Raw genomic sequence first — 22,100 nt, 5'->3', positions numbered from 1 at the left:
TTATTTATCTAATTCATAATAATGATAACTACTTTACATTATTTTTGCAACCTTTTTATTCAGCGAAATATGAACGTAACCCGTCAATCACTGCTTGTTCAACTATTTTTCGATGTAATTCATCACGAATCATATTTTCGTCAGTAGGATTACTTATATAGCCTAATTCTAACAATACAGCTGGTACGTTTGTTTGTCTCAATACTTGATAGTTTTGTTGTCTTGCTCCCCGATCAGATAATAATGCCTTTTTTTGAATACTTGCATTTAAAGTTTCTGCTAATGCTTTTTGATTTTTCTTAAACCAGTAAACGGTACTACCGTTTGCTTTTTGTGATTTCAATGAATCATTATGTATACTTATAAAAGCATCACCTTTTAAATTTCGCTCATCTAACGTAACGTATTCATCAGTTTCACGTGTCATTTTGACATGGGCACCTTCTTTTTCCAATAACGTTTTCAATTCTTGAGCTGTTTTTAAAGTGTATACTTTTTCCAAGCTTTTTTTCTGTGTATTACTTGAAGCTCCCTGGTCACTTCCACCGTGACCAGGGTCAAGTACTATTGTTTTATTTTTTAGTGGTTTTGCACTTGCTGTCTTATCAGGGGCAATATTTAAATTCGTATGCCAACCAGCAATCCAACCTTTTTCTTTACCGTTATTGGATTCTATTTCAATCCATTTACCGGATTCACCTATTTTATGGAAGTTTTGTCCTTTAGATACAGATTTAATTTTGGGATACGTTGCATTAGGTCCAGTAAGCATATCTGCATCTTCGGTAATATAAATAGTACTACTATCTTCGTCATTGTGATTTAAAAAGGCAATTAACATAATGACAAATACAATAAAAATTACCAGGACAATTAGAGTGGGGAGATTTTTCATTTTATGATTGCTTAACCAAGTATTGAGCCGTTTCATATAATTTTGCCATCCTGACTTTCGTAAATAATAGTAACAGGTCCATCATTTGTTATGCCAACTTGCATATCAGTGCCAAATTCACCTGTTAATACATTTAAATCATATGCTCGTAAGGCATCATTAAATAGTTCGAAAAGTTCATTCGCCTTATCAGGACTCATAGATTTTGTAAATCCTGGACGGTTGCCTTTTTTGACATCTGCATACAATGTAAATTGTGAAATTGACAAAATTTCACCTGCAATGTCTTTAATACTTAAATTCATTTTCCCATTGTCATCTTCAAACAAACGTGCATTAGCAATTTTTTTTGCTAATATCTCAATATCGTCTGACGTTGATTGTTGACCAACACCTACTAATAAACAATATCCTTGTTGAATCTGATTATTTATTGAATCATTCGTAACTGCTGCATTTTTTACTCTCTGCAAAACGATTTTCATATATGTGGCACCTCTAATTCCAAACTCTAGTTACAGTATAGACATCGCCTAGTTGTTTTATTTTATCAACTACGCGATAAACTTCATTTACATTCTTTACCATGACACTTAGATTAATAACTGCATTTTTATCAATATCTGAACGGCCAGATACTTTCACTAAATTACTATTAGTTGAATTTACTGCTTGTAATACTTCATTTAATAAGCCATTACGGTCATATGCAGTAACTTCTAAATCGACTTGGTACCGTTGTGTTGAATCTTTTGATTTTACCCATTCTACATCTATCAATCTATCTTTTTCATCTTTGATGTTTGGACAATCTGTTCTGTGAACTTTGATTCCGTGCCCTTTAGTAATATATCCTACAATATCATCACCTGGGATTGGATTACAACATTTCGATAGTTTAATTAATACGTTTTCAATTCCTTCAACATAAACACCACTATCTGTCGTAATGTCCTCTTTGATAGGTACGGATTTAGTAATTTCTTGTGCTTGATTTAGAGCTTTTTGTTTATCTTGAATACGCTGTTTTTCAGTTAACTTGTTTACAATTTGTAATGCTGTAACACCACCAAAACCAACTGCAGCATATAAATCTTCTTCATTCGCAAAGTTATATTTATTATTGACTACGTCTATGTTTTCATCGATAAGCACGTCATCAACTCTAAAGCCTTGATCTCTAATCTCCGCTTCTATCATAAATTTACCTTTTTCTATGTTAGATGATCGGTCTTGTTTCTTGAAGAAACTTCTGATTTTACTTTTCGCACTAGAAGATTTTACAATTTTCAACCAATCTCTACTTGGTCCGTAGGAATGTTTACTTGTTCGTATTTCAACAATGTCTCCTGTTTGCAATACATAATCAATTGGTTCAATTTTCCCATTAACTTTTGCACCTATCATCTTATTACCAACTTCACTATGAATAGTGTAAGCAAAATCAATTGGTACCGCGCCATATGGTAATTCTATAACATCACTTTCTGGCGTGAATGCATAAACTTTATCACTTTGTAAATCAAATTTTAAAGATTCCATAAATTCTTCAGCATCTGTAGTTGTGTTATCAGTTTCTGCTAGTTCTTTTAACCAATTTAATTTATTATGAAAATCTTCTGTCTTTTCAGTGACCTGCTTTCCTTCTTTATATGCCCAGTGTGCAGCTACACCATGCTCAGCAATCTCATGCATTTCGAACGTTCTAATTTGTATTTCCAATGGGTCTCCATTCGGCCCAACAACAGTCGTATGTAATGACTGATACATATTTTGCTTAGGCATGGCAATGTAATCTTTAAAACGTCCTGGCATTGGTTTCCATAAGGTATGAACTAAACCTAAAATAGCATAACAATCATTGATGGAATTAACGATTACTCTAATCGCTAATAAATCAAAAATTTGGTCAAATTGTTTCTTCTGTTTGACCATTTTTCTATATATACTATAAATATGTTTAGGTCTGCCATTAATATCACCAACAATCGACATAGCACTCATTTCAGATTGAATCTGGTCAATGGCATTTTGAATATACGCTTCACGTTCACTGCGTTTCTTTTTCATAAGATTAACTATTCTGAAGTATTGAACACTGTCAATATAACGTAATGCAGTATCTTCTAACTCCCACTTAATTGTATTAATCCCTAAACGATGTGCAAGTGGTGCATATATCTCTAATGTTTCTTTCGAAATTCGAATTTGTTTATCTCTTGGCATTGGCTTAATAGTACGCATATTATGCAAGCGGTCGGCAAGCTTCACTAAAATTACACGTACATCTTTGGCAATGGCAATAAACAACTTTCTATGATTTTCAGCCTGTTGTTCTTCTTTAGATCGATATTTAACTTTTTTAAGTTTTGTTACACCCTCAACTATCATCGCCACTTCTTCATTGAACATAGCTTTTACGTCATCAAATGTATAGGGCGTATCTTCTATCACATCATGTAGAAAACCAGCAACAATTGTAGGTCCATCTAGATGCATTTCAGTTAAAATGCCAGCCACTTGTATTGGATGCATAATGTAAGGCAAGCCATTTTTACGGAATTGACCCTCATGTGCCTCATAAGCAATATGATAGCTTTTTAACACATATTCGTACTCATCTTTTGATAAATACGATTTCGCTTTATAAAGTACTTCGTCAGCACTGTATGGATATTCGTTATTCACTTAAGACACCCCACACTTAAAAATTAATCATTTAAAATGTTCATACGGTAAAGTTACCTATGTTGACTAATAACTTTATACATTAGTCTATTATACGCACAATTTTATAAATAATAGTTATATGATACTACATGTTGTAAAATAAATAAACGAGTTATGTAAGAGTTAAGCTATTAAATTGTACTATTTTTAATTTAACAACCTCAGCAATTATAATTTAACACATTGTATCCATATGTATTAATTAAAATAATGTGAATACACAGAATTTTAATTTAAAAAGAAATAATAACATCACCATTTACAGCAACACTATTATTTCTTCATTAAAAATATTTAATTATTCATCATACGAAATTAAACTCATTACATCGTAATCTTGTATTTTTTCAATACCATTTAAGTACTTCAACTCAATAATGAATGCAATACCTACAACAATACCACCAAGCTCTTCCACTAATTTGATAGCTGCTTCAATCGTACCACCAGTAGCCAACAAGTCATCTGTGATAAGAACACGTTGCCCTGGTTTAATAGCATCTTTATGCATCGTTAATACATTAGTACCATATTCTAAAGAATATTCATAACGAATAACTTCTCTTGGCAATTTTCCTTCTTTACGTACCGGTGCAAAGCCAATACCCATAGAATAAGCCACAGGACATCCAATAATAAATCCTCTTGCTTCTGGTCCTACAACTAAATCAACATTTCTATTTTTGGCATAATCTACAATTTGATCTGTAGCATAGCCATATGCTTCACCATTATCCATTATAGTTGTAATATCTTTAAAATTCACACCCGGTGTAGGCCAATCTTGTACTTCCGATACATATTGTTTTAAATCCATTCAAACTTCCTCCTATTTAACTCACTAATTCTGCTTTAATCCATTGTTTAAGCTGATTTATATCTTGATAAAGTAAAATCTTTTCAACTTCCATGCGTTCAAGTCGTGCTTGATAATACTTACTAGATTCAATCGCTTTTTTATCTGTATCTTTGTTTACAGTTATTATACCATTTTCATCTTTTATAAAGTTCAAATCTAAAAAAACTTTCAAAATAAATTTAAGTGAATTAGGTTTAATACTTAAAAAATCACACAATTGTATACCATCTTGCGCTAAATTAGTTTCACCTTTTGACATTAATGCTTTATAACATTGTTTAAATTGATCCATTTTAGGAACACCTTCAAAATATACAGAATGTTGATGATTCAACATTAAATATATTTGAGATACTTTAACATGCTTTAAGGTATGTTTAATTTCTGCTACGGTTGAAGGCAAATCTCTGAAAACATATTTCTCATAGTTTTGCGTGATGGCTTCTCCATAGTAATAATAATTTTCTCCTAATTTATCTTGTTGTGGATGAATCAAATATGCTACATCCGTATCAGCTGAATTTAAATCAGTAATTTTACTTTTGCTTCTATAATCTAAAATTTGTAAATTGGTACTCGATAAATCTTGAAGCATGAATTGTGGCGATTGATGTCCATTCCATTCATTTATTTGTAAAGTACCTATAATATTAATCGGTTGTTCCGTATTCAACTGACTCGTTAAATGACCATTTTGCCAAAAAATGGCTTGTAATTGGCCCTCACCGAGTGACAATTTTAGATGCTTTTTATCTTGCCCGATACCTTTAGCTTGATGGACCATAATATCTTCTAGTGCAAAGCACGGTAATGCAAAATCTGTGCCAAAAGGTCGTAAACGCTGTATATCATGAATATTTTGCAAAGTAATGTCTGCTTCGGTGATCTTTACGTCCACTTTTTTTCTAGGTTCTAATGATGTTGTTGTTGCTAATTCTTCCATCCATAATTTTAAACCATCTGCTAATGCAGTTACATTATCTATTGGCAAAGTAACTCCAGCTGCCATGTGATGTCCACCAAATTTCGAAATCAAATCCGAATGCGCAGTTAAAATTTCGAACATCGAAACTTGATCTATACTTCTGGCAGACCCTTTAGCATGATTTTGTACTGTATCAATGTTTAAAATCAACGTTGGCAAACTATATGTCTCTACTATTTTTGATGCGACAATACCTAAAACACCCTCGTGCCAATCTTCTTGTGCTAACAATAAAAATTTAGCGCCTTGTTGTACTTGTTGGTCAGCCATAACTAATGCTTCTTCTGTTATTTTAGCAACAATATCTTTACGTTCTTGATTAAAAAATTCAACTTGTTCAGCTAAATATTGTGCTTCTTCTAATTCGTTAGTCATTAATAGCTCGGCTGCAAGTGCTGCATCTTCTAATCTACCAACTGCATTTAAGCGTGGCCCAATGATAAAACCTATTGTCTCTTCGGTAATCTCATCTTTATAACCTGCTTGTTCTAACAATGCTTGAATCGCTACTGGACAATGGCTATTCAAAATTTCTAATCCTCGTTGAACTAATGAACGATTTTCATCTGTAAGTGATACTAAATCAGCGATAGTACCAATGGCTACTAAAGCCTGAAAATACTCTGGAGGGTTATCTAATAATGCTTGCGCTACTTTATACGCTACTCCAGCTCCACATAAATATTCGAAAGGATAATCGTATTCTGGATGCATTGGATGAACTATAGCATAAGCATCAGGCATGGTACGCCCTATTTCATGATGATCCGTGACAATTACATCGACACCTAAACTTTGAATCATCTCTATTTCAGAGTGTCCTTGAATACCATTATCAACCGTAATGATTAAATTTATACCTTCTTCATATGCATGTTTGAAAGCTTCTTCATTAGGACCATATCCTTCTGAAAAACGATTAGGTATATACCAACCAACATGTGCACCTAACTCTCTTAATGTGTTAACTAAGATGGTTGTTGAGGTTACTCCATCAGCATCATAGTCCCCATATACTAATATTTTTTCATTTTGATCAATTGCTAGGTTAATGCGATCTATGGCTTTTTGCATATCACTCAAACGCCAAGAGTCATGATTAATATAAGATGTATTGATTAGCATCTCTATTTGTTCACGTGTTGTTATATGTTTACTCTCTAAAATTTTAGTAATTATAGGAGTTAATTTATAATCAGTAATAATATCATCTGAAATGGCTTGTTCAGATGTTTGGATATCCCAATTAAATTTTGATTTAATCATTTAACTCTCCCTCATTTCCAACAGTCATTATACAAAATATTAGTATAAATAAAAAGTAGTTTCCTTTATACAGTATATTTATCATTATAGCAGTATCAAAATAAAACAACGGAAGTGGTGAACAATCAAAAACTTTTGATTTCATTCAACCACTCCCGTTGTAACGTGTATAGTGTTATCTCGTTTTATTTTATACTAAAATCTTTTCATCGTTTGATTTTTTCTCTTTGTAAACGACTAACTTGCCATCGTCAGATTTGCGTAATTGACGTTTTTTCATGATACCCCATAAAGGAACTGCAATAAAGATAGATGAGAAGACGCCACAGATTAAACCGATTAACAACGCTAATGAGAAATTAAAGATACTAGAAGCACCGAAAATTAATAGCGCTACTACTACTATAACTACTGTTAACACAGTATTAATGGAACGCGTCATCGTTTGTTTGATTGAACGATTGACAATATCATCTATTTGCTGAGGTTCGGTAATAACCTTAACCTTATGCAAGTTTTCACGTACTCTATCAAATGTTACGATTGTATCATTTATCGAGTAACCAATGATTGTAAGGACTGCTGCAATAAAGGTAATATCTACCTCGATTCTAAACAAGCTAAATATTGCTACAATCATAAATGCATCATGTAAGAGCGCTAAAATAGAGGACAGACCCATGCGCCATTCAAAACGTAAAGAAATATAAATGATAATGCCAATAGCAGCATATATCAATGCCATCATGGCATTTTTAGCCAATTCTTGACCAATCACAGGAGACACAGTGTTTACTGTAGGATCATGTCCAAATGTCTTATCAACTGTGTTTTTAATTTTAGCAACTTGATCTTTGTTAAGATCATTTTTGAATTGCACACTGATATTTTTACCATTTTCACCTATAGATACTTGATCGGGTTTAAAGTTATCTTTTTCTAATGTCTGGGTCACTTTATCTTGTGACACTTTGTTATCTGCTTCAAAATCGACACGAGTACCACTTGTAAAGTCGATTCCCAAGTTCAATCTAAAGACAAATAGTATTATCGCTCCGATAATAATAATTATGACACTTAAAGATAATAAAGGTTTTGCTAATTTCACAAAATTCCATTTTTCATAAGGTGTTTTTAAATCGTGTACATCTTTACCGTCATTAATATCAAATCGTTCTGATTTTTTAACTCCAAACCAACTTAGTTTGTTTTTGAAATAGTTGGATGAAACTAGTAATGATAGTAATCCACGGGATAAAAATACCGCCGTTACAAATATCATTAATATACCTAGTAATAACATTGTCGCGAAACCTTTAACAGAACTTTCACCAAAGAAGAATAATACTGCTGCTGCGATAACTGTTGTTAAGTTTGCATCGACAATCGTTAAGAACGAGCTCTTATTCGCTTTTTTATATGCTTGTTTTAAAGTACGGCCAACTTTGAGCTCATCTTTTATTCGTTCATACATTATAATATTAGCGTCGACTGCCATACCTACACCGAGCACTAATGCTGCCAGGCCTGGTAAAGTTAAGACACCTGAAATGAAGTTGAATGCAACCATAACTAGATATATATAAGTAGTTAACGCAATAATCGCTACTAAACCAGGTAATCTATAAAATCCTAGCATAAATAAGTAAATAATCGCTACACCGATTATAGACGCTAAAATTGTTTTATCTAATGCATCTTGTCCAAATTGTGCACCAACAGAGTTTGAATAAATTTCATTTAAATCAACTGGTAATGATCCGGCATTTAACAAGTCTGCAATTTGTTTTGCTTCTTGAACACCTTTCTCACCATTAAATCCACCTGAAATTTCTACGCTGTCTGAATTAATTGGCTTATCAACAGATGCTGCTGAAACATATTTTGGATCTTTTTTAGATTTTTCTTTTTGATATGAGTCGCCTTTTTCATAATCTAACCATACGACCATAACATTTTCTTTTTTCTTAGAGATTTCTTCTGTTACTTTTTTAAATTTGTCACTGTCTTTTAATTTAAAAGTAACAGCAGGTTGGTTCGTATTTTGTTTAAATTCTTGTTTAGCAGAACCTTGTTGAATATCTTTTCCTGTTAACTTAATGTTATCATCAGCATCACGTATCGTTAAATTGGCTTGTGATGATAAGATTTCACGGGCTTGTGATTGATTTTCAACTCCCGCTAACTGCACTCGTATCCGATTTTGATCTTCTACTTGGATTTTTGGTTCAGATACACCAAGCACATTCACACGATTCTCCAAGGTTTTAGCAGTAGCTTGAACTGCATCGTTATCGATTTTATCTCCTTCTTGTAAAGGATCTACTTGATAAAGGACTTCAAAGCCACCTTGTAAATCTAAACCTAAGTTAACATCCTTTACTACGTTTTTATAAGTCAGTCCCATTCCTGCAAATAGAATGACGACGAGTAATAAAAACGCGACTATTTTACTACTTTTTTTCACGTCAACACCTCATTGTATACTTATACTTAAAGAATACTTTATAAAATTATATTTGTGCAAGTCATAATAGGTTTACACATACTTTGTTAAGCGACCTATATATCTTAACATATCACAATATCAACAAAAACCCACATTACTTATGTAACTAAAACGTCATATAGCGCAAAATTATTGTAAAATAAAAAAATTGATAGGAAATCATTATTCCTACCAATTTCAGTATTATTAAAATTAAGATGGATCAACCTGTTTAATAGCAGGTTTTTCTAAAGTAAGTTCAGTACCGTTTCCATTTAATGTTAACACTACTGTTGTTTCATCAACACTGCGAACTGTACCTTTAATACCACCGATTGTAGTAACACGTTGTCCTGAGCGGATTTGTGAAACCATTTCACGATGCTCTTTTGCTTTTTTCTGTTGTGGTCTAATTAAGAAGAACCACATTAATGCTAATAATAAAATTGGTAAAATTAATGAAGTAAATTCCATTATCTATTTCTCCTCTTTAAAAGTTTTTAGGGTTATCTACATTTAGTCCATATTGTTCAAAGAATTCTTCTTTAAAATCAAGAAGCCGATCTTCACGAATCGCTTGTCGGACATTTTCCATTAATTTAAGTAGGAAATGTAAATTATGATATGTAGTAAGACGTATTCCAAACGTTTCCTCTGCCTTAATTAAATGTCTCAAATATGCACGACTATAATTTTTACATGTGTAACAATCACAATCAGGATCCAAAGGTCCAAAATCTTCAGCATATTTTGCATTTTTAATGACCACACGTCCTTCAGATGTCATACATGTACCGTTTCTGGCAATACGTGTAGGTAACACACAATCAAACATATCCATACCACGAATGCTACATTCTATCAATGCATCTGGTGAGCCTACGCCCATCAAATACCTTGGTTTATCCTTTGGCATAAATTGCTCCGTGTGTTCTACCATGTCATACATTACTGGTTTTGGTTCGCCAACAGATAAACCACCAATAGCATAGCCAGGAAAATCTAGCGCTACAAGTTCTTCAGCACTTTGTTGCCTTAAATCTTTATACTCACCGCCTTGGATAATTCCAAACAGTGCTTGATCTTCAGGTCGACTATGTGCTTGCAAACATCTTTCAGCCCATCTCGTTGTACGTTCAATTGAATCTTTAACATATTTATATTCAGCCGGCATTGGTGGACATTCATCAAATGCCATCATAATATCTGATCCAAGATCATTTTGAATTTGCATAGCTTTTTCAGGGCTTAAAAATAATTTCGAACCATTTGTGTGATGTCTAAATTCGACACCTTCCTCAGAAATATTTCTCAAATTACTTAAACTAAATACCTGAAAACCACCTGAATCAGTAAGTATAGGACCATTCCAATTCATGAACTGATGTAATCCCCCACTCTTACGAATGATATCATTTCCTGGTTGTAACCACAAATGATACGTATTTCCAAGTATGATTTTTGCTTCCATATTGTGTAATTCTTCGGGGCTCATTGTTTTTACTGTCGCTTTTGTTCCAACAGGCATAAACATTGGTGTTTCAAATGAACCGTGGGGTGTATGAACAATACCCAAGCGTGCACCTGATTGCTTACAAGTTTTTATATGTTCGTATGTAACTGCAGGCATAGTTATCTCCTTCCATTCCCTAAATAATTAACATTGCATCTCCAAAACTAAAAAATCTATATCGTTCATCTACCGCTGTGCGATAAGCATTTAAAATATTTTCTCGTGTACTAAATGCGGATACTAACATCACTAACGTTGATTTTGGTAAATGGAAATTAGTAATCAACCCATCTACACCTTTAAATTCAAATCCTGGGTAAATAAATATATCAGTCCAGCCACTTGCCGCTAAAAATTGATCATTTGTTTGACGTATTGTTTCTAATGTTCTTGTTGAAGTTGTACCAACTGAAATGATACGTCCACCTTGTGACTGCGTTGCATTTAATAAATCCGCAGTATCTTGAGTCATTTGATAGTATTCGCTGTGCATTTCGTGATCATTAATATCTTCAACACTGACTGGTCTAAAAGTACCTAAACCGACATGTAAAGTAATAAAGGCAATGTTGATACCTTTTGCTTTAATATCAGCTAATAACGTATCTGTAAAATGTAAACCGGCTGTTGGTGCAGCTGCAGAGCCTGCTTCTTTGGCATAAACTGTTTGATATCTATCAGGATCGTCTAAGCGCTCTTTAATATATGGTGGTAGCGGCATTTCACCTAATTCATCTAATCGTTCTTGTAATATCCCATCAAAATGTAGACGCATGATACGTCCACCTTGATTTAAGGTTTCTATACATTCAGCAATAATTTTACCTTCACCAAAGTTTAGCTTATCACCAACTTTAATACGCTTTGCAGGTTTTAAAAGTACTTCCCAATCATTACCTTCTATTTGAGTTAACATTAGCATTTCAACTTTAGCACCTGTTTGTTCTTTAATTCCAAATAAGCGCGCTGGCATAACCCTTGTATCATTTAAAACTAATGTATCGCCTGGGTTCAGGTAATCAATGATATCCTTAAAATGATGGTGTTCAATATCACCATTGTTTTTGCCTAACACCAATAATCTACTTTGGTCTCTATTAAGTAATGGCGTTTGAGCGATTAAGTCCTCAGGTAAATAGTAGTCAAATTGTTCAATATCCAATACTAGTCCTTCTTTCCATTATTACTAAAATGTTCATGTGCATAAGCAGTTGCTTTACGCCCTCTTGGTGTTCGCTCTATAAACCCTTTCTGTATAAGAAAAGGTTCGTAGACATCTTCTATAGTGATCCGTTCCTCACCAATTGATACAGCAATTGTATCCAGTCCTACCGGTCCACCATTATATTGTTGAATAATACAATTCATCATTTTATGATCGATATAATCCAAACCTTCATCATCAACTTGTAACAACTGTAATGCTCTTTTTGTTGTTTCGATATAGATTTGATCATCATCATTAACTTGTTGAAAATCACGGACACGTTTGAGTAATCTATTGGCAACTCGTGGTGTACCTCGACTCCGCTTTGCTAATTCTTCTGCACTTTCTTCATCAATTGTGGTACCAAGTACTTCAGCAGTTCGGATAATAATTTCTTTCAATTCATGATTTTGATAATATTCTAATCTAAGATGTACTCCAAATCTATCTCTTAGTGGTGCAGTTAAACTACCTGCTCTTGTAGTAGCACCCACTAAAGTAAATGGTGGTAAATCAATGCGAATACTTCGTGCTTCTTCACCTTTTCCAATTATAATATCAAGGAAAAAGTCTTCCATAGCTGGGTATAACACTTCTTCCACTACACTACTCAAACGGTGTATCTCATCAATAAACAAGACATCGCCAGGTTGAAGACCTGATAATATTGCCGCTAAATCTCCAGGACGTTCCAATGAGGGTCCAGACACAGTGCGAATATTAACGTCCATTTCAGTAGCAATAATATTAGATAATGTTGTTTTTCCTAATCCTGGGGGACCAAAAAGTAATACATGATCTAATGGTTCTTCTCTCAGCTTTGCTGCTTTAATAAAGACTTCTAAATTAGACTTAATTGAAGATTGGCCAATATACTGACGCAATCTTGTAGGTCGCAATGATAACTCAAAGGAAGATTCATCTTCATGCATTGACTGATCAACCATTCTATCGTCCATTTCATTCACCCCATACTTCATTAATTCAATCTTATGATACTAAAATTTGTAATCCACGTTTTACTGCATCATCTACAGTTGGATTAGACTCTTTTGCCAAGACTTTCTCTACTTTTGAAATTTCACGTTTGGAATAACCTAATGCTTCAAGTGCCATTAATGCTTCTTTGATTATAGCTGATTGACCATCTGTCGAAGCATCTACAGTTAATAACGTATCGCTATTTTCTTCAGTAATTTGAACCTTGCCTTTCAAATCTAAGACAATTTGACGTGCTGTTTTCTTACCAATCCCTGGGAACTTAGTTAAATACGAATCATTTTCATTTTCAATAGCTTGTTTCACTTCGCTTGGTGAACTACTCGCCAAAATAGCTAAAGCAGATTTAGGTCCAATACCCGTAACTTTTATTAAACTTAAGAACATGTCTTTTTCTTCTTCATTAATAAAGCCATATAATAATTGTGCATCTTCACGTACAATAAACGATGTGTATACTTTCACTTCTTGATTCAATTGCTGTTGAAAGCGATATGAATTTGGAGTTTGTATTTCATAACCAATACCACTTGTTTCTATTACTAGATGCGTAGGAAACAACTGGGTTAACTTTCCTATAATATATGCGTACACTTCAACACTTCCTTATATTGTCATACTTATTAATTCAACTTTTGATACATAATCTATTGTTTGTAGCGACGCTATAACATCATCAATTTCTAAATTAGTTCCTTTAGCATCTAATGATACCGTTATTGTCGCCCTATTATCCATAGGTATACTTTGATGAATTGTTAATACGGATAAATTTAATGCTGACAATTTATTTAGCACTTCTGCCAACATACCAATAATATCATTGACATATAAGATTAATGTAAATTCCTTTGTATTTTCCATCTTTTCGTCGACGGGAAAGATTGTATCCCGATACTTATAAAAAGCACTTCGTGATAAATCAAACTGTTTAACTGCTTCGAAAATGGACAGTGTGGGATCGTTTTTCAAAGCATCTTTAATCATTAATGTTTTTACAACTGACTCTGGTAATACATCTTCACGAATTAAATAAAACTTTTTATAATCTTTGCTGTCCATCCTAAGCACCTCTATTCAATAAATTCAAACTCGCCGCCTAAAATTCTAACTATATCACCATTTTCACAACCACGTGCTCTAAGTGCATCATCGATACCCATAGAACGCATTTGTCTAGCAAATCGTCTAACTGCAGGGTCGCTGTTAAAGTCAGTCATTTTGAACATACGTTCAATTGCTTTACCTTTAACAACATAAGCACCATCATCATCACGTGTAATCGTAAACGTATCTTGATTTGGTGTATGTTTATAAAGCACTCTGTTGACTCCAAGTTCTTCTTTTTCACTATAATCGACATCTTTTACTGTATTTAGTGTATCAGCGATGGTGTACAACAACTTATCTAAGTTTTCACGTGTAAATGTCGATAGCGGAATAATACTAACATTATCATCATTCAATTGTTCTTTAAATAAAGTTAAGTTATCTTCCGAATCTGGCATATCCATCTTATTAGCCACAATTATTTGTGGCCTTTCTTCTAAACGGCTTGCATATGCTCTTAATTCTTTATTAATAATTTGATAATCTTCGTAAGGATCTCGTCCTTCAGAACCGCTCATATCAATCATATGTACGATAACTTTAGTACGTTCTACATGACGTAAAAATTGATGTCCTAAGCCGACACCATCTGCCGCACCTTCGATTAGACCTGGTAAATCAGCCATAACAAAACTTCTATTATCCGGTGTTGATACTACACCCAAATTGGGTTTAATTGTTGTGAAATGGTATGCTCCAATTTTAGGTTTAGCTTTAGAAACAATTGATAACAATGTTGATTTACCTACACTAGGAAAGCCAACTAAACCTACATCTGCCATTAATTTCAGTTCTAAAGTAACTTCTATTTCTTCACCTGGTTCACCATTTTCACTAAAATCTGGTGCCGGATTTCTTGGTGATGCAAAGCGAGAATTCCCGCGTCCACCACGTCCACCTTTAGCTATACTAGCTCGTTGACCATGTTCAACCAAATCAGCAAGGATTTCTTCTGTTTCAACACTTTTTATAATCGTACCTGGTGGAACTTTAAGTACTAAATCTTCTGCATTTTTACCATGCATATTACTACTTTGACCTGCTTCACCTGTTTTGGCTTTAAAATGACTTTGGTATCTAAAATCCAATAACGTTCTTAGTCCTTCGTCCACTTCAAATACAACAGATGCGCCATTACCACCATCACCGCCAGCGGGGCCACCAAATGGTACATATTTTTCTCTTCTATATGCGGTAATACCATTACCACCATCACCAGCTTTAAGTGATATTTTCACTTGATCGACAAACATCTTCTCACCTCTTTTTTCTCGGTTTTATTTCAATATCCTTTATATTATATCATTAAGTTGTTCTATAGAAAATAAAGACAAAAAATAAACACCAGAAGTTAAGACTTCTGGTGTTAACAAAGACAAATTACTCAGCAGCTGAATATACAGATACTTGTTTTTTGTCGCGACCTTTACGTTCGAATTTTACAACGCCGTCGATTTTAGCGAATAATGTATCGTCACCACCGCGACCTACATTTTCACCAGGATAAATTTTTGTACCACGTTGACGGAATAAAATTGAACCGCCTGTAACATATTGTCCATCTGCGCGTTTAGCACCTAAACGTTTTGATTCAGAGTCACGTCCGTTTTTTGTAGAACTTACCCCTTTTTTAGATGCGAAGAACTGTAAGTTTAATTTTAGCATTGAGTTGCACCTCACTTATAATTTAGTCTAATATTTTCGTTGTACTCTTCTTCTATGGTTTGTAGTGACACAAGCATAGCTTGAAGAATTAATTGTGCTTGTTCATTATTGGTATCGACACTTCTTATATGAAAATGTCCTCCATCGTCATTATAGTCTATATCTGGCTTTTCGCTTGTAAGTCCCATAATCGCATTTACGCTACCGAACAATACTGCTGAAGCACCGGCACAAACTATATCATGTCCATAATCACCATAATCAGCGTGACCGTCCATTATAACGTCGGTCACTCGACCGTCGTCATTTAATGTAACATCGACTGTAATCATAATTATGCGTTGATTTTGTCGATAGTTAATTTAGTGTAAGGTTGACGATGTCCTTTTTTACGTTTAGAGTCTTTACGACGTTTGTAAGTAAAGACAGTGATTTTCTTGCCACGTCCTTGTTTTTGAACTGTAGCTGAAACTGTAGCACCTTCTACTGTTGGAGCACCAACTTTAACTGCGTCTCCACCTACGAATAATACTTTGTCAAAAGTGAATGCGTCACCTTCATTTACGTCTAATTTTTCAACGAAGATTTCTTGGCCTTCTTCAACTTTGATTTGTTTTCCACCTGTTTCAATAATAGCAAACATACTTTGCACCTCCTATAATTTAAGTCACGCCAACTACAGGTGACATAATGTACTTATAACCTGTAATCGAGCGGTTGTATGTAGCTTGAAACTACTCAACTACTGCATTTTAGCATTACCGTTTCTTGCTGTCAATCTTCAATTGTAGTTTTTCAAAAAATTTGGTAGTAATCGGAAAGAGTATAATGAGCAATACAATATTTAATATTAATGTAGGAACAAGTCTGAACGCTAAGAAGTCGATTAAATCAAACTGAATGAGGCCAATTGCTCCATACATAATAGCTGCATATATTTCGATTGCTATAGTGTTGACTATAATAATTATAAAAAGCATTTCTTTGTCTCGGTAAAACACCTTGAAAAAAAAGTCCATTACAACTACTAACAAAATATAGCCAAACAAGTATAAGCCATAAAATGCCCCGAAATATAAATCCGAAACCAAACCAAAGACTATCGCTAACACTAAAGCAACTCCAAAACTACGATAGATACAAACGATTAGTATATACATTAATGTTAAATGTGGGACAAAAATAATCGCCTTACTACCAATCTGCATCGGTATTAATAAACCAACAATTGTATCTATGTAAAATAAAACTACACCGATTAAAAAGTAGTATAAGGCTCTCATTATTCTACACCACTTTCATTTTCAGACGTTGCTGCACTTTCATCAGGTATTGTTTGTGGATCTCGTTTTGCAACATATACATGATTTAAATCGGCTAGTGAAGCTGCAGGTTTAACCCTAATCTCTTTAGACAAACCATATTGATCATTTTCTACTTTTGTTACTTCACCTATGTAAAGACTACTTGGCAACTGATCTGCCAAACCACTCGTTACTACTTTGTCACCCTTTTCAACTTTATCTTTGTTATTGATATCAGTAATAACAAGCTCTTCTTTCTTAGCGTCATATTGATCAATTAATCCAAACACATTTTTATCATCATGTTGAATGTTAACTGATAAACGATTAGAACGGGTATTAGTCGAAATCAAATCCACCTGAGATGAAAATTGATTTACTTTGGAAATTCGGCCAACTAAACCTTCAGAAGTCATAACAGCCATATTACTTTCCACGCCATTCTTTGATCCTTTATCTATGACAAATGTATTCATCCATTGATCAGGATTTCTTGACAATACTGTGCTAGAAATAGGGTCATACTTAGAAATATCTTCTATATCTAATTCTTTTTTATATTTCTTATTGTCAGCTTTCAGGCGTTGATTTTCCGCTTCTAACTGTTTTTCCTTATTTGAAGGTTTGTCATTATTCGATGTAGAAAATAAATCTCCAATGAAACCAGAAACAAATTGTACAGGATAACTCACAGCACGTTGTCCAAAAGCTACAGTATCTCCTACATACTGTTCAGCATGTGATTGAGATTGCGACCTTAAAGAAATTCCTATCAAAGATATAAAAACTATAATGGCACACAAAATAACAATGAGTTTGTTATTTCTAAAAAACTTTGACAAACTAAACACCTCTATTAGCACACTTTAAATTTTCAATTCTCTTATCATTTTATAGCACAAACGTATTGAAATAAAGCCATAACCCTAGCAATTTCACTACGAAATTTACTTTCCCTAAAACTTTATATTTCAATCTTGATTTACTACTTCATAATAAATTTTCTACTTTAACTTTATATAAATTTATATATCTTATTATACCAAGAAAAGTGATAAAGATACTAAAATAACTTATACATTTTCACCATTTTCTATTGATGCTACTGTTATTTACTTAAAATCGTAGGAAAACTCTATCTATCCCTATATTGATAACTTACTATGTTATTTGGACAGCTGATACATTTTTGCATCCAGTTTTATTAAATTGAAGCCACAATAAAGTGAAAGACCAGAACATAATTATGCTCCAGCCTTTCAATCAAACGCTATGCGTCTTTATCAGTATTTGATTCTGATTTAGATTCATCAGAATCTTTCTGATCTTCTTTATATAAGGTTTCATCCTTACGCCAGCGAGCAAATAAATTTTGCGCCTTAGATTGCTCGTCTGCTTTCTTATCTTTAGATTGTTCACTCATTTTTAGACACCAACCTTTAAATTCATTCTCAAGATTAAAGTAACTTATTTAATCACAGAATTCAAACTATTAGTCGTATGCTTCCCGTGGTTTTAATTCTATATCTTGACTTAACCGTTGTAAATCTTGGTGCATTTCTATTTCTGTAGAGTACACCCTAATTGAATCTTCACCAAATTTATAGATAATAAATTTATCTCTTCTTTGACCAGCAAGGTACTCATCATTATAACCCATTCGTCCTAAACCAGAAACAGACATAAATTCTTTTTTATTTAACCAGTCAAATACTTGTTTAGTTTGTCCTAAAGGTACGTTATTTAATAAATCATTATCTTCAACAGAATAACGTTGTCCCCTAGTTAGTTGAGGATCTGTAGTATTACTTTGATATGATGGTTTATTTTCATACATCGGATTCCACTCTTGATCCTTTAAAAATGGTGCATATTTCAAGGCAAAAAACACAATTATAATAATTGCTATAACAGCTATTATATTTTTAACAATACTGAAAATAAACCTCATGAAATCGCTCCTCCTAATTTCTTATAATTATAGCCTTACCGTGTCCAAATCACATCAGACTACAGCCTTAATTTATTCATAACTTTTGACTGATATAAAAACATCGCAAATTATAGTAAAATACATATAAAGGGAGTGAACTTAATGAGTATTCTAACTATTATACTTCTAGCATTATTAGTTATTTTATTTTTCAGAGTTGGTTTATCTATCCTACGTTTCTTAATTTCAGTAGGTATAATCATCTTATGTATTTACTTAGGTTATCAAGGCGTACTATGGATAATGGATTACTTTAACCTTAGTTTTAATTTCATACCATAAAGCAAGAGGCTTTGGCAATTTGTCTTAGCCTCTTCATTTAAATTTTTTACCAATACGTTGATATATTGCATAACAACCACATAATAAACAAGCCCAGATTATTCCAACAATGATACCACTTATTAAATAACTATAAAACGCACGCCCTTGTTGACCAACTATTGCAATAATAATACTCGCTCCAATAGCCCCTATGAGTGAGTAAATTAACGTTTTTACAAACACTTGTTTATCAATTTTTCGTTGCGCTTGAACAACACGCATTATATAAATAATTGGAATAAACAAACCTATAAAAAGCACGATTCCCAAATTATCACCTCGTACATATTTAATATAAATTCTACCTCAATGTGCTTGCGCATCACATAGTCTAGTATATATCTAAACCACATAATTAATTATTTTCATACTTATACACTATTTAAAATTTAACATCATATTATTGCTCTTTATAATATACACTGGTATAGCAAAGAATGACAAAACAAGACAATTATTTAGTAGTATTTTTGCAGTGATGTCCATATTGCCCCATAATAAATGTCATATCTATGTGTACCGATGAATATACTAAATTATAAACTCAATTTAATCAAAGTGGATGCAAACGCCAAACCTCCACCAAAACCGACTAACAACATTTTGTCTCCTTGTTGTACTTTACCTTCTTTAAGCGCTAAATCAATCGCTAATGGAATTGTCGCAGAGGAAGTATTGCCGTAATAAGCAAGACTCATTAAAGCTTTATCAACATTTATTTGCGCTTTATCACAAATAGACTCTATCATGCGCGCATTTGCACTATGCGGTACAAACCAATCTATATCTTGTGGTGTCATATCAACTTTGGTCAATGTTTGATGGATAATACTAGGTATGTTTCCAACTGCCCACTTATACACGCCTCGTCCATTTTGAACGATGTTGCCCTCATTTTCTAACTCATTACCATACATCTCTGATGATAACGCAGAACAATATAAGTTCTCAGCCTTTGCACCATCAGAACCCGAATGACTTGTTATAAAACTAGGATCAGATTCAACATATTCAACTAAAAACACACCTGCACCATCGCCAAATAATATACATGTATTACGGTCTGTGTAATCAGTGATTTTAGATAATGCTTCTGAACCAACTACTAATACCTTTTTGTTTTGACCAGAGCTAATTAACCCGTTAGCAACATTCAAACCATAAGTAAAACCAGCACATGCAGCATTTAAATCCATCGCACCTGCGTTTGTTAATCCTAAACGACCTTGAATGTATGATGCAACACTCGGTGTATGGTAATCAGGAGTAATGGTAGCATGTATAATCATATCTACATCAGATAAATCTACATCGTATTTCTGTTGCAAATCCATTATAGCCTTATAACTCATATCACTAGTATATTCATCTGCTTCAGTAATGCGACGTTCGATTATACCAGTACGTTGTCGTATCCAGTCATCAGAAGTTTCTACAATTTGTTCAAAATCAGCATTCGTCATAATTTTAGATGGTACATAAGCGCCTTGAGCAGTAATTCTCGCATAAGATTTCATTAAACCTCTCCCTTTATATCTTAAGTTACTAGCTAAATAATGTATATAAATAATATCATTTATATACATTATTTAATACATTTTTGAATAAAAATAAAAGCAGCGGTAACGATATCGGTTACCACTGCTTACAACAATAATCACTCACTATTTAATTGCTATCTTAATTGGTCAATATTTTCGATGCCTTCAATTTTACCTTCTTTATCGGCATAAACTTTAATAGTATAACTATTGCTCGTATTATCATCGTAAATTAATGCTCCATCAGCCTGATGTATAGTCGCACTGCCATGATAATTTTGGAATTCTTGTACAGTAATTTTTTGGGGTACGATAAAGACGCGATTCACTTCATCATCTTTAAAATTAACACCAACATTGCCATAAACCCACACACGCACATCATCGACTTTAATTTTATCATCAGGGCTGCCTAACTCATTTTCTAAACTGTCTCGTTTAATACCTTTAGTAATATTGGCATAGCCGTCGCGACGATCAGCATGCATAAAGTCATTACTAAATTGACTCGATAACACATCTACTTTCGGCTTATCTCGTTTACCTTCTTTTTGTTCAGAAGCTGTATTTGGTGCACTAAAATTGACATTTTCTTTAATAAAATAATACGCACCATAAAATATGCCACACACTAATAAGGTAAATATAATAATCGCCAGTGTAATTAAAATAATTTTAGTTTTATTATTTCCCTGCATATTTTATCCCTCATTAAACTTCAGATTATCCTATATAGATATATAATATAATAACCTAAATTACTAATTAAATCTATTCGATTCTGCAATTCTATGAGGGTTTATAGCCAAAATTTCTAGCTATTGTACACGCCTACTCTAAATTGTATAAATTGTTCTTACTTATTTTTCAACTTGTATTTTGCATAATCCAAGTAAATACAAACACTAAAATATAAATATAAATTAATACAAAAACCATTGCTAATAGACTTTTTATTAACAATCTTCCTACTTTAAAAAGCATAGATAAAATAAAAGCCAGTATAATTACTGTTGTAATACTCATGTTCTTCACTCCTCAGAGTTTTTGTTCTAAGTTGCTTCAACTAAACTAGCTCACCATTTAAACACCTATTTTATTTGATAAACTTTTTATACTTATACTATAGTACTAAAATTCAGCTCTTTGCACTAGATACAACTTCAAATAATTTAATCCCACAATCTATATACAAAGAATAGTTATTGATTTAAAAATAAA

General features: G+C 33.1%; 25 protein-coding genes and 1 other annotated feature. Of the genes, 1 reads left to right on the top strand and 24 read right to left on the bottom strand.

What is annotated here, in order from left to right:
* Nucleotides 1–55 precede the first annotated feature (55 nt).
* The 20 genes from CD036_RS01285 to CD036_RS01195 all read right to left on the bottom strand — a co-directional run bounded on the left by CD036_RS01285 (nucleotide 56) and on the right by CD036_RS01195 (nucleotide 18,972).
* Nucleotides 56–931, bottom strand: coding sequence for an N-acetylmuramoyl-L-alanine amidase family protein (locus tag CD036_RS01285; protein ID WP_103387845.1), 876 nt, complete (start codon nucleotides 929–931; stop codon nucleotides 56–58).
* Nucleotides 928–1,380 carry a D-aminoacyl-tRNA deacylase gene (gene dtd / locus CD036_RS01280; RefSeq protein WP_103387844.1) on the bottom strand — a complete coding sequence of 151 codons (453 nt, stop codon included), beginning with the start codon at nucleotides 1,378–1,380 and terminating at the stop codon, nucleotides 928–930. The genes CD036_RS01285 and dtd overlap by 4 nt, the downstream gene beginning before the upstream one ends.
* 13 nt (nucleotides 1,381–1,393) lie before the next feature.
* Entirely contained in the window at nucleotides 1,394–3,583 is a 2,190-nt protein-coding gene (locus CD036_RS01275) for a RelA/SpoT family protein (RefSeq protein ID WP_021459896.1), read from the bottom strand.
* Nucleotides 3,584–3,923: 340 nt separating this feature from the next.
* Nucleotides 3,924–4,442 (bottom strand): adenine phosphoribosyltransferase, encoded by a 519-nt coding sequence (locus CD036_RS01270; RefSeq protein WP_002510448.1) that lies wholly within the window; start codon nucleotides 4,440–4,442, stop codon nucleotides 3,924–3,926.
* Between the two features lie 16 nt (nucleotides 4,443–4,458).
* Nucleotides 4,459–6,735 carry a single-stranded-DNA-specific exonuclease RecJ gene (gene recJ, locus CD036_RS01265; protein WP_103387843.1) on the bottom strand — a complete coding sequence of 759 codons (2,277 nt, stop codon included), beginning with the start codon at nucleotides 6,733–6,735 and terminating at the stop codon, nucleotides 4,459–4,461.
* A gap of 190 nt (nucleotides 6,736–6,925) precedes the next feature.
* The gene (gene secDF, locus CD036_RS01260) at nucleotides 6,926–9,202 is read right to left on the bottom strand and encodes a protein translocase subunit SecDF (RefSeq protein WP_103387842.1); all 2,277 of its coding nucleotides are present in this window, start codon (nucleotides 9,200–9,202) and stop codon (nucleotides 6,926–6,928) included.
* Between the two features lie 234 nt (nucleotides 9,203–9,436).
* The gene (gene yajC, locus CD036_RS01255; protein ID WP_002510445.1) at nucleotides 9,437–9,697 is read right to left on the bottom strand and encodes a preprotein translocase subunit YajC; all 261 of its coding nucleotides are present in this window, start codon (nucleotides 9,695–9,697) and stop codon (nucleotides 9,437–9,439) included.
* Between the two features lie 16 nt (nucleotides 9,698–9,713).
* Nucleotides 9,714–10,853, bottom strand: coding sequence for a tRNA guanosine(34) transglycosylase Tgt (gene tgt, locus CD036_RS01250; protein ID WP_002510444.1), 1,140 nt, complete (start codon nucleotides 10,851–10,853; stop codon nucleotides 9,714–9,716).
* Nucleotides 10,854–10,872: 19 nt separating this feature from the next.
* Entirely contained in the window at nucleotides 10,873–11,898 is a 1,026-nt protein-coding gene (gene queA, locus CD036_RS01245; protein WP_002510443.1) for a tRNA preQ1(34) S-adenosylmethionine ribosyltransferase-isomerase QueA, read from the bottom strand.
* Nucleotides 11,899–11,900: 2 nt separating this feature from the next.
* Complete coding sequence (gene ruvB, locus CD036_RS01240; RefSeq protein ID WP_002510442.1) at nucleotides 11,901–12,902, bottom strand: Holliday junction branch migration DNA helicase RuvB; 1,002 nt, start codon at nucleotides 12,900–12,902, stop codon at nucleotides 11,901–11,903.
* 31 nt (nucleotides 12,903–12,933) lie between these two features.
* Nucleotides 12,934–13,536 carry a Holliday junction branch migration protein RuvA gene (gene ruvA / locus CD036_RS01235; protein ID WP_002510441.1) on the bottom strand — a complete coding sequence of 201 codons (603 nt, stop codon included), beginning with the start codon at nucleotides 13,534–13,536 and terminating at the stop codon, nucleotides 12,934–12,936.
* A 12-nt stretch (nucleotides 13,537–13,548) separates the two neighbouring features.
* On the bottom strand, nucleotides 13,549–14,004 hold the full coding sequence (locus CD036_RS01230; RefSeq protein WP_002510440.1) for an ACT domain-containing protein: 456 nt from the start codon (nucleotides 14,002–14,004) through the stop codon (nucleotides 13,549–13,551).
* An 11-nt stretch (nucleotides 14,005–14,015) separates the two neighbouring features.
* Nucleotides 14,016–15,305, bottom strand: a complete 1,290-nt coding sequence (gene obgE / locus CD036_RS01225; protein WP_002510439.1) for a GTPase ObgE — start codon at nucleotides 15,303–15,305, stop codon at nucleotides 14,016–14,018.
* A 127-nt stretch (nucleotides 15,306–15,432) separates the two neighbouring features.
* A complete protein-coding gene (gene rpmA / locus CD036_RS01220; protein WP_002510438.1) occupies nucleotides 15,433–15,717 on the bottom strand; it encodes a 50S ribosomal protein L27 in 285 nt (94 codons plus the stop codon).
* Nucleotides 15,718–15,728: 11 nt separating this feature from the next.
* Complete coding sequence (locus CD036_RS01215) at nucleotides 15,729–16,049, bottom strand: ribosomal-processing cysteine protease Prp (RefSeq protein ID WP_002510437.1); 321 nt, start codon at nucleotides 16,047–16,049, stop codon at nucleotides 15,729–15,731.
* A gap of 2 nt (nucleotides 16,050–16,051) precedes the next feature.
* The gene (gene rplU, locus CD036_RS01210) at nucleotides 16,052–16,360 is read right to left on the bottom strand and encodes a 50S ribosomal protein L21 (RefSeq protein ID WP_002510436.1); all 309 of its coding nucleotides are present in this window, start codon (nucleotides 16,358–16,360) and stop codon (nucleotides 16,052–16,054) included.
* A 12-nt stretch (nucleotides 16,361–16,372) separates the two neighbouring features.
* Nucleotides 16,373–16,446, bottom strand: a sequence feature (ribosomal protein L21 leader region).
* 29 nt (nucleotides 16,447–16,475) lie between these two features.
* The gene (gene mreD / locus CD036_RS01205; RefSeq protein ID WP_002510435.1) at nucleotides 16,476–17,000 is read right to left on the bottom strand and encodes a rod shape-determining protein MreD; all 525 of its coding nucleotides are present in this window, start codon (nucleotides 16,998–17,000) and stop codon (nucleotides 16,476–16,478) included.
* Nucleotides 17,000–17,863, bottom strand: a complete 864-nt coding sequence (mreC, locus tag CD036_RS01200) for a rod shape-determining protein MreC (RefSeq protein WP_002510434.1) — start codon at nucleotides 17,861–17,863, stop codon at nucleotides 17,000–17,002. The genes mreD and mreC overlap by 1 nt, the downstream gene beginning before the upstream one ends.
* A 428-nt stretch (nucleotides 17,864–18,291) precedes the next feature.
* Nucleotides 18,292–18,444 carry a hypothetical protein gene (locus CD036_RS13090; protein WP_002510433.1) on the bottom strand — a complete coding sequence of 51 codons (153 nt, stop codon included), beginning with the start codon at nucleotides 18,442–18,444 and terminating at the stop codon, nucleotides 18,292–18,294.
* A 69-nt stretch (nucleotides 18,445–18,513) separates the two neighbouring features.
* The gene (locus tag CD036_RS01195; RefSeq protein WP_002510432.1) at nucleotides 18,514–18,972 is read right to left on the bottom strand and encodes a DUF4930 family protein; all 459 of its coding nucleotides are present in this window, start codon (nucleotides 18,970–18,972) and stop codon (nucleotides 18,514–18,516) included.
* Between the two features lie 144 nt (nucleotides 18,973–19,116).
* Here CD036_RS01195 and CD036_RS01190 point away from each other — a divergent pair, with 144 nt between their 5' ends.
* Nucleotides 19,117–19,296 (top strand): hypothetical protein, encoded by a 180-nt coding sequence (locus tag CD036_RS01190; protein WP_082435629.1) that lies wholly within the window; start codon nucleotides 19,117–19,119, stop codon nucleotides 19,294–19,296.
* Nucleotides 19,297–19,329: 33 nt separating this feature from the next.
* Here the strand turns inward: CD036_RS01190 and CD036_RS01185 are convergent, their stop codons facing one another.
* From CD036_RS01185 to CD036_RS13085, 4 genes are all read right to left on the bottom strand, one after another.
* On the bottom strand, nucleotides 19,330–19,608 hold the full coding sequence (locus CD036_RS01185; protein WP_103387841.1) for a hypothetical protein: 279 nt from the start codon (nucleotides 19,606–19,608) through the stop codon (nucleotides 19,330–19,332).
* A gap of 266 nt (nucleotides 19,609–19,874) precedes the next feature.
* Nucleotides 19,875–20,855 (bottom strand): ketoacyl-ACP synthase III, encoded by a 981-nt coding sequence (locus CD036_RS01180; protein WP_103387840.1) that lies wholly within the window; start codon nucleotides 20,853–20,855, stop codon nucleotides 19,875–19,877.
* Between the two features lie 158 nt (nucleotides 20,856–21,013).
* Entirely contained in the window at nucleotides 21,014–21,577 is a 564-nt protein-coding gene (locus tag CD036_RS01175; RefSeq protein WP_002510429.1) for a hypothetical protein, read from the bottom strand.
* A gap of 169 nt (nucleotides 21,578–21,746) precedes the next feature.
* Nucleotides 21,747–21,905: a hypothetical protein gene (locus CD036_RS13085; protein ID WP_021459221.1), complete on the bottom strand. Its 159-nt coding sequence runs from the start codon at nucleotides 21,903–21,905 to the stop codon at nucleotides 21,747–21,749.
* Between the last annotated feature and the right edge of the window lie 195 nt (nucleotides 21,906–22,100).

It is taken from the genome of Staphylococcus arlettae, from assembly GCF_002902345.1.
GTDB classification, from domain to species: Bacteria; Bacillota; Bacilli; order Staphylococcales; family Staphylococcaceae; genus Staphylococcus; species Staphylococcus arlettae.
This window is presented reverse-complemented; position numbering and strand designations above follow the sequence as displayed.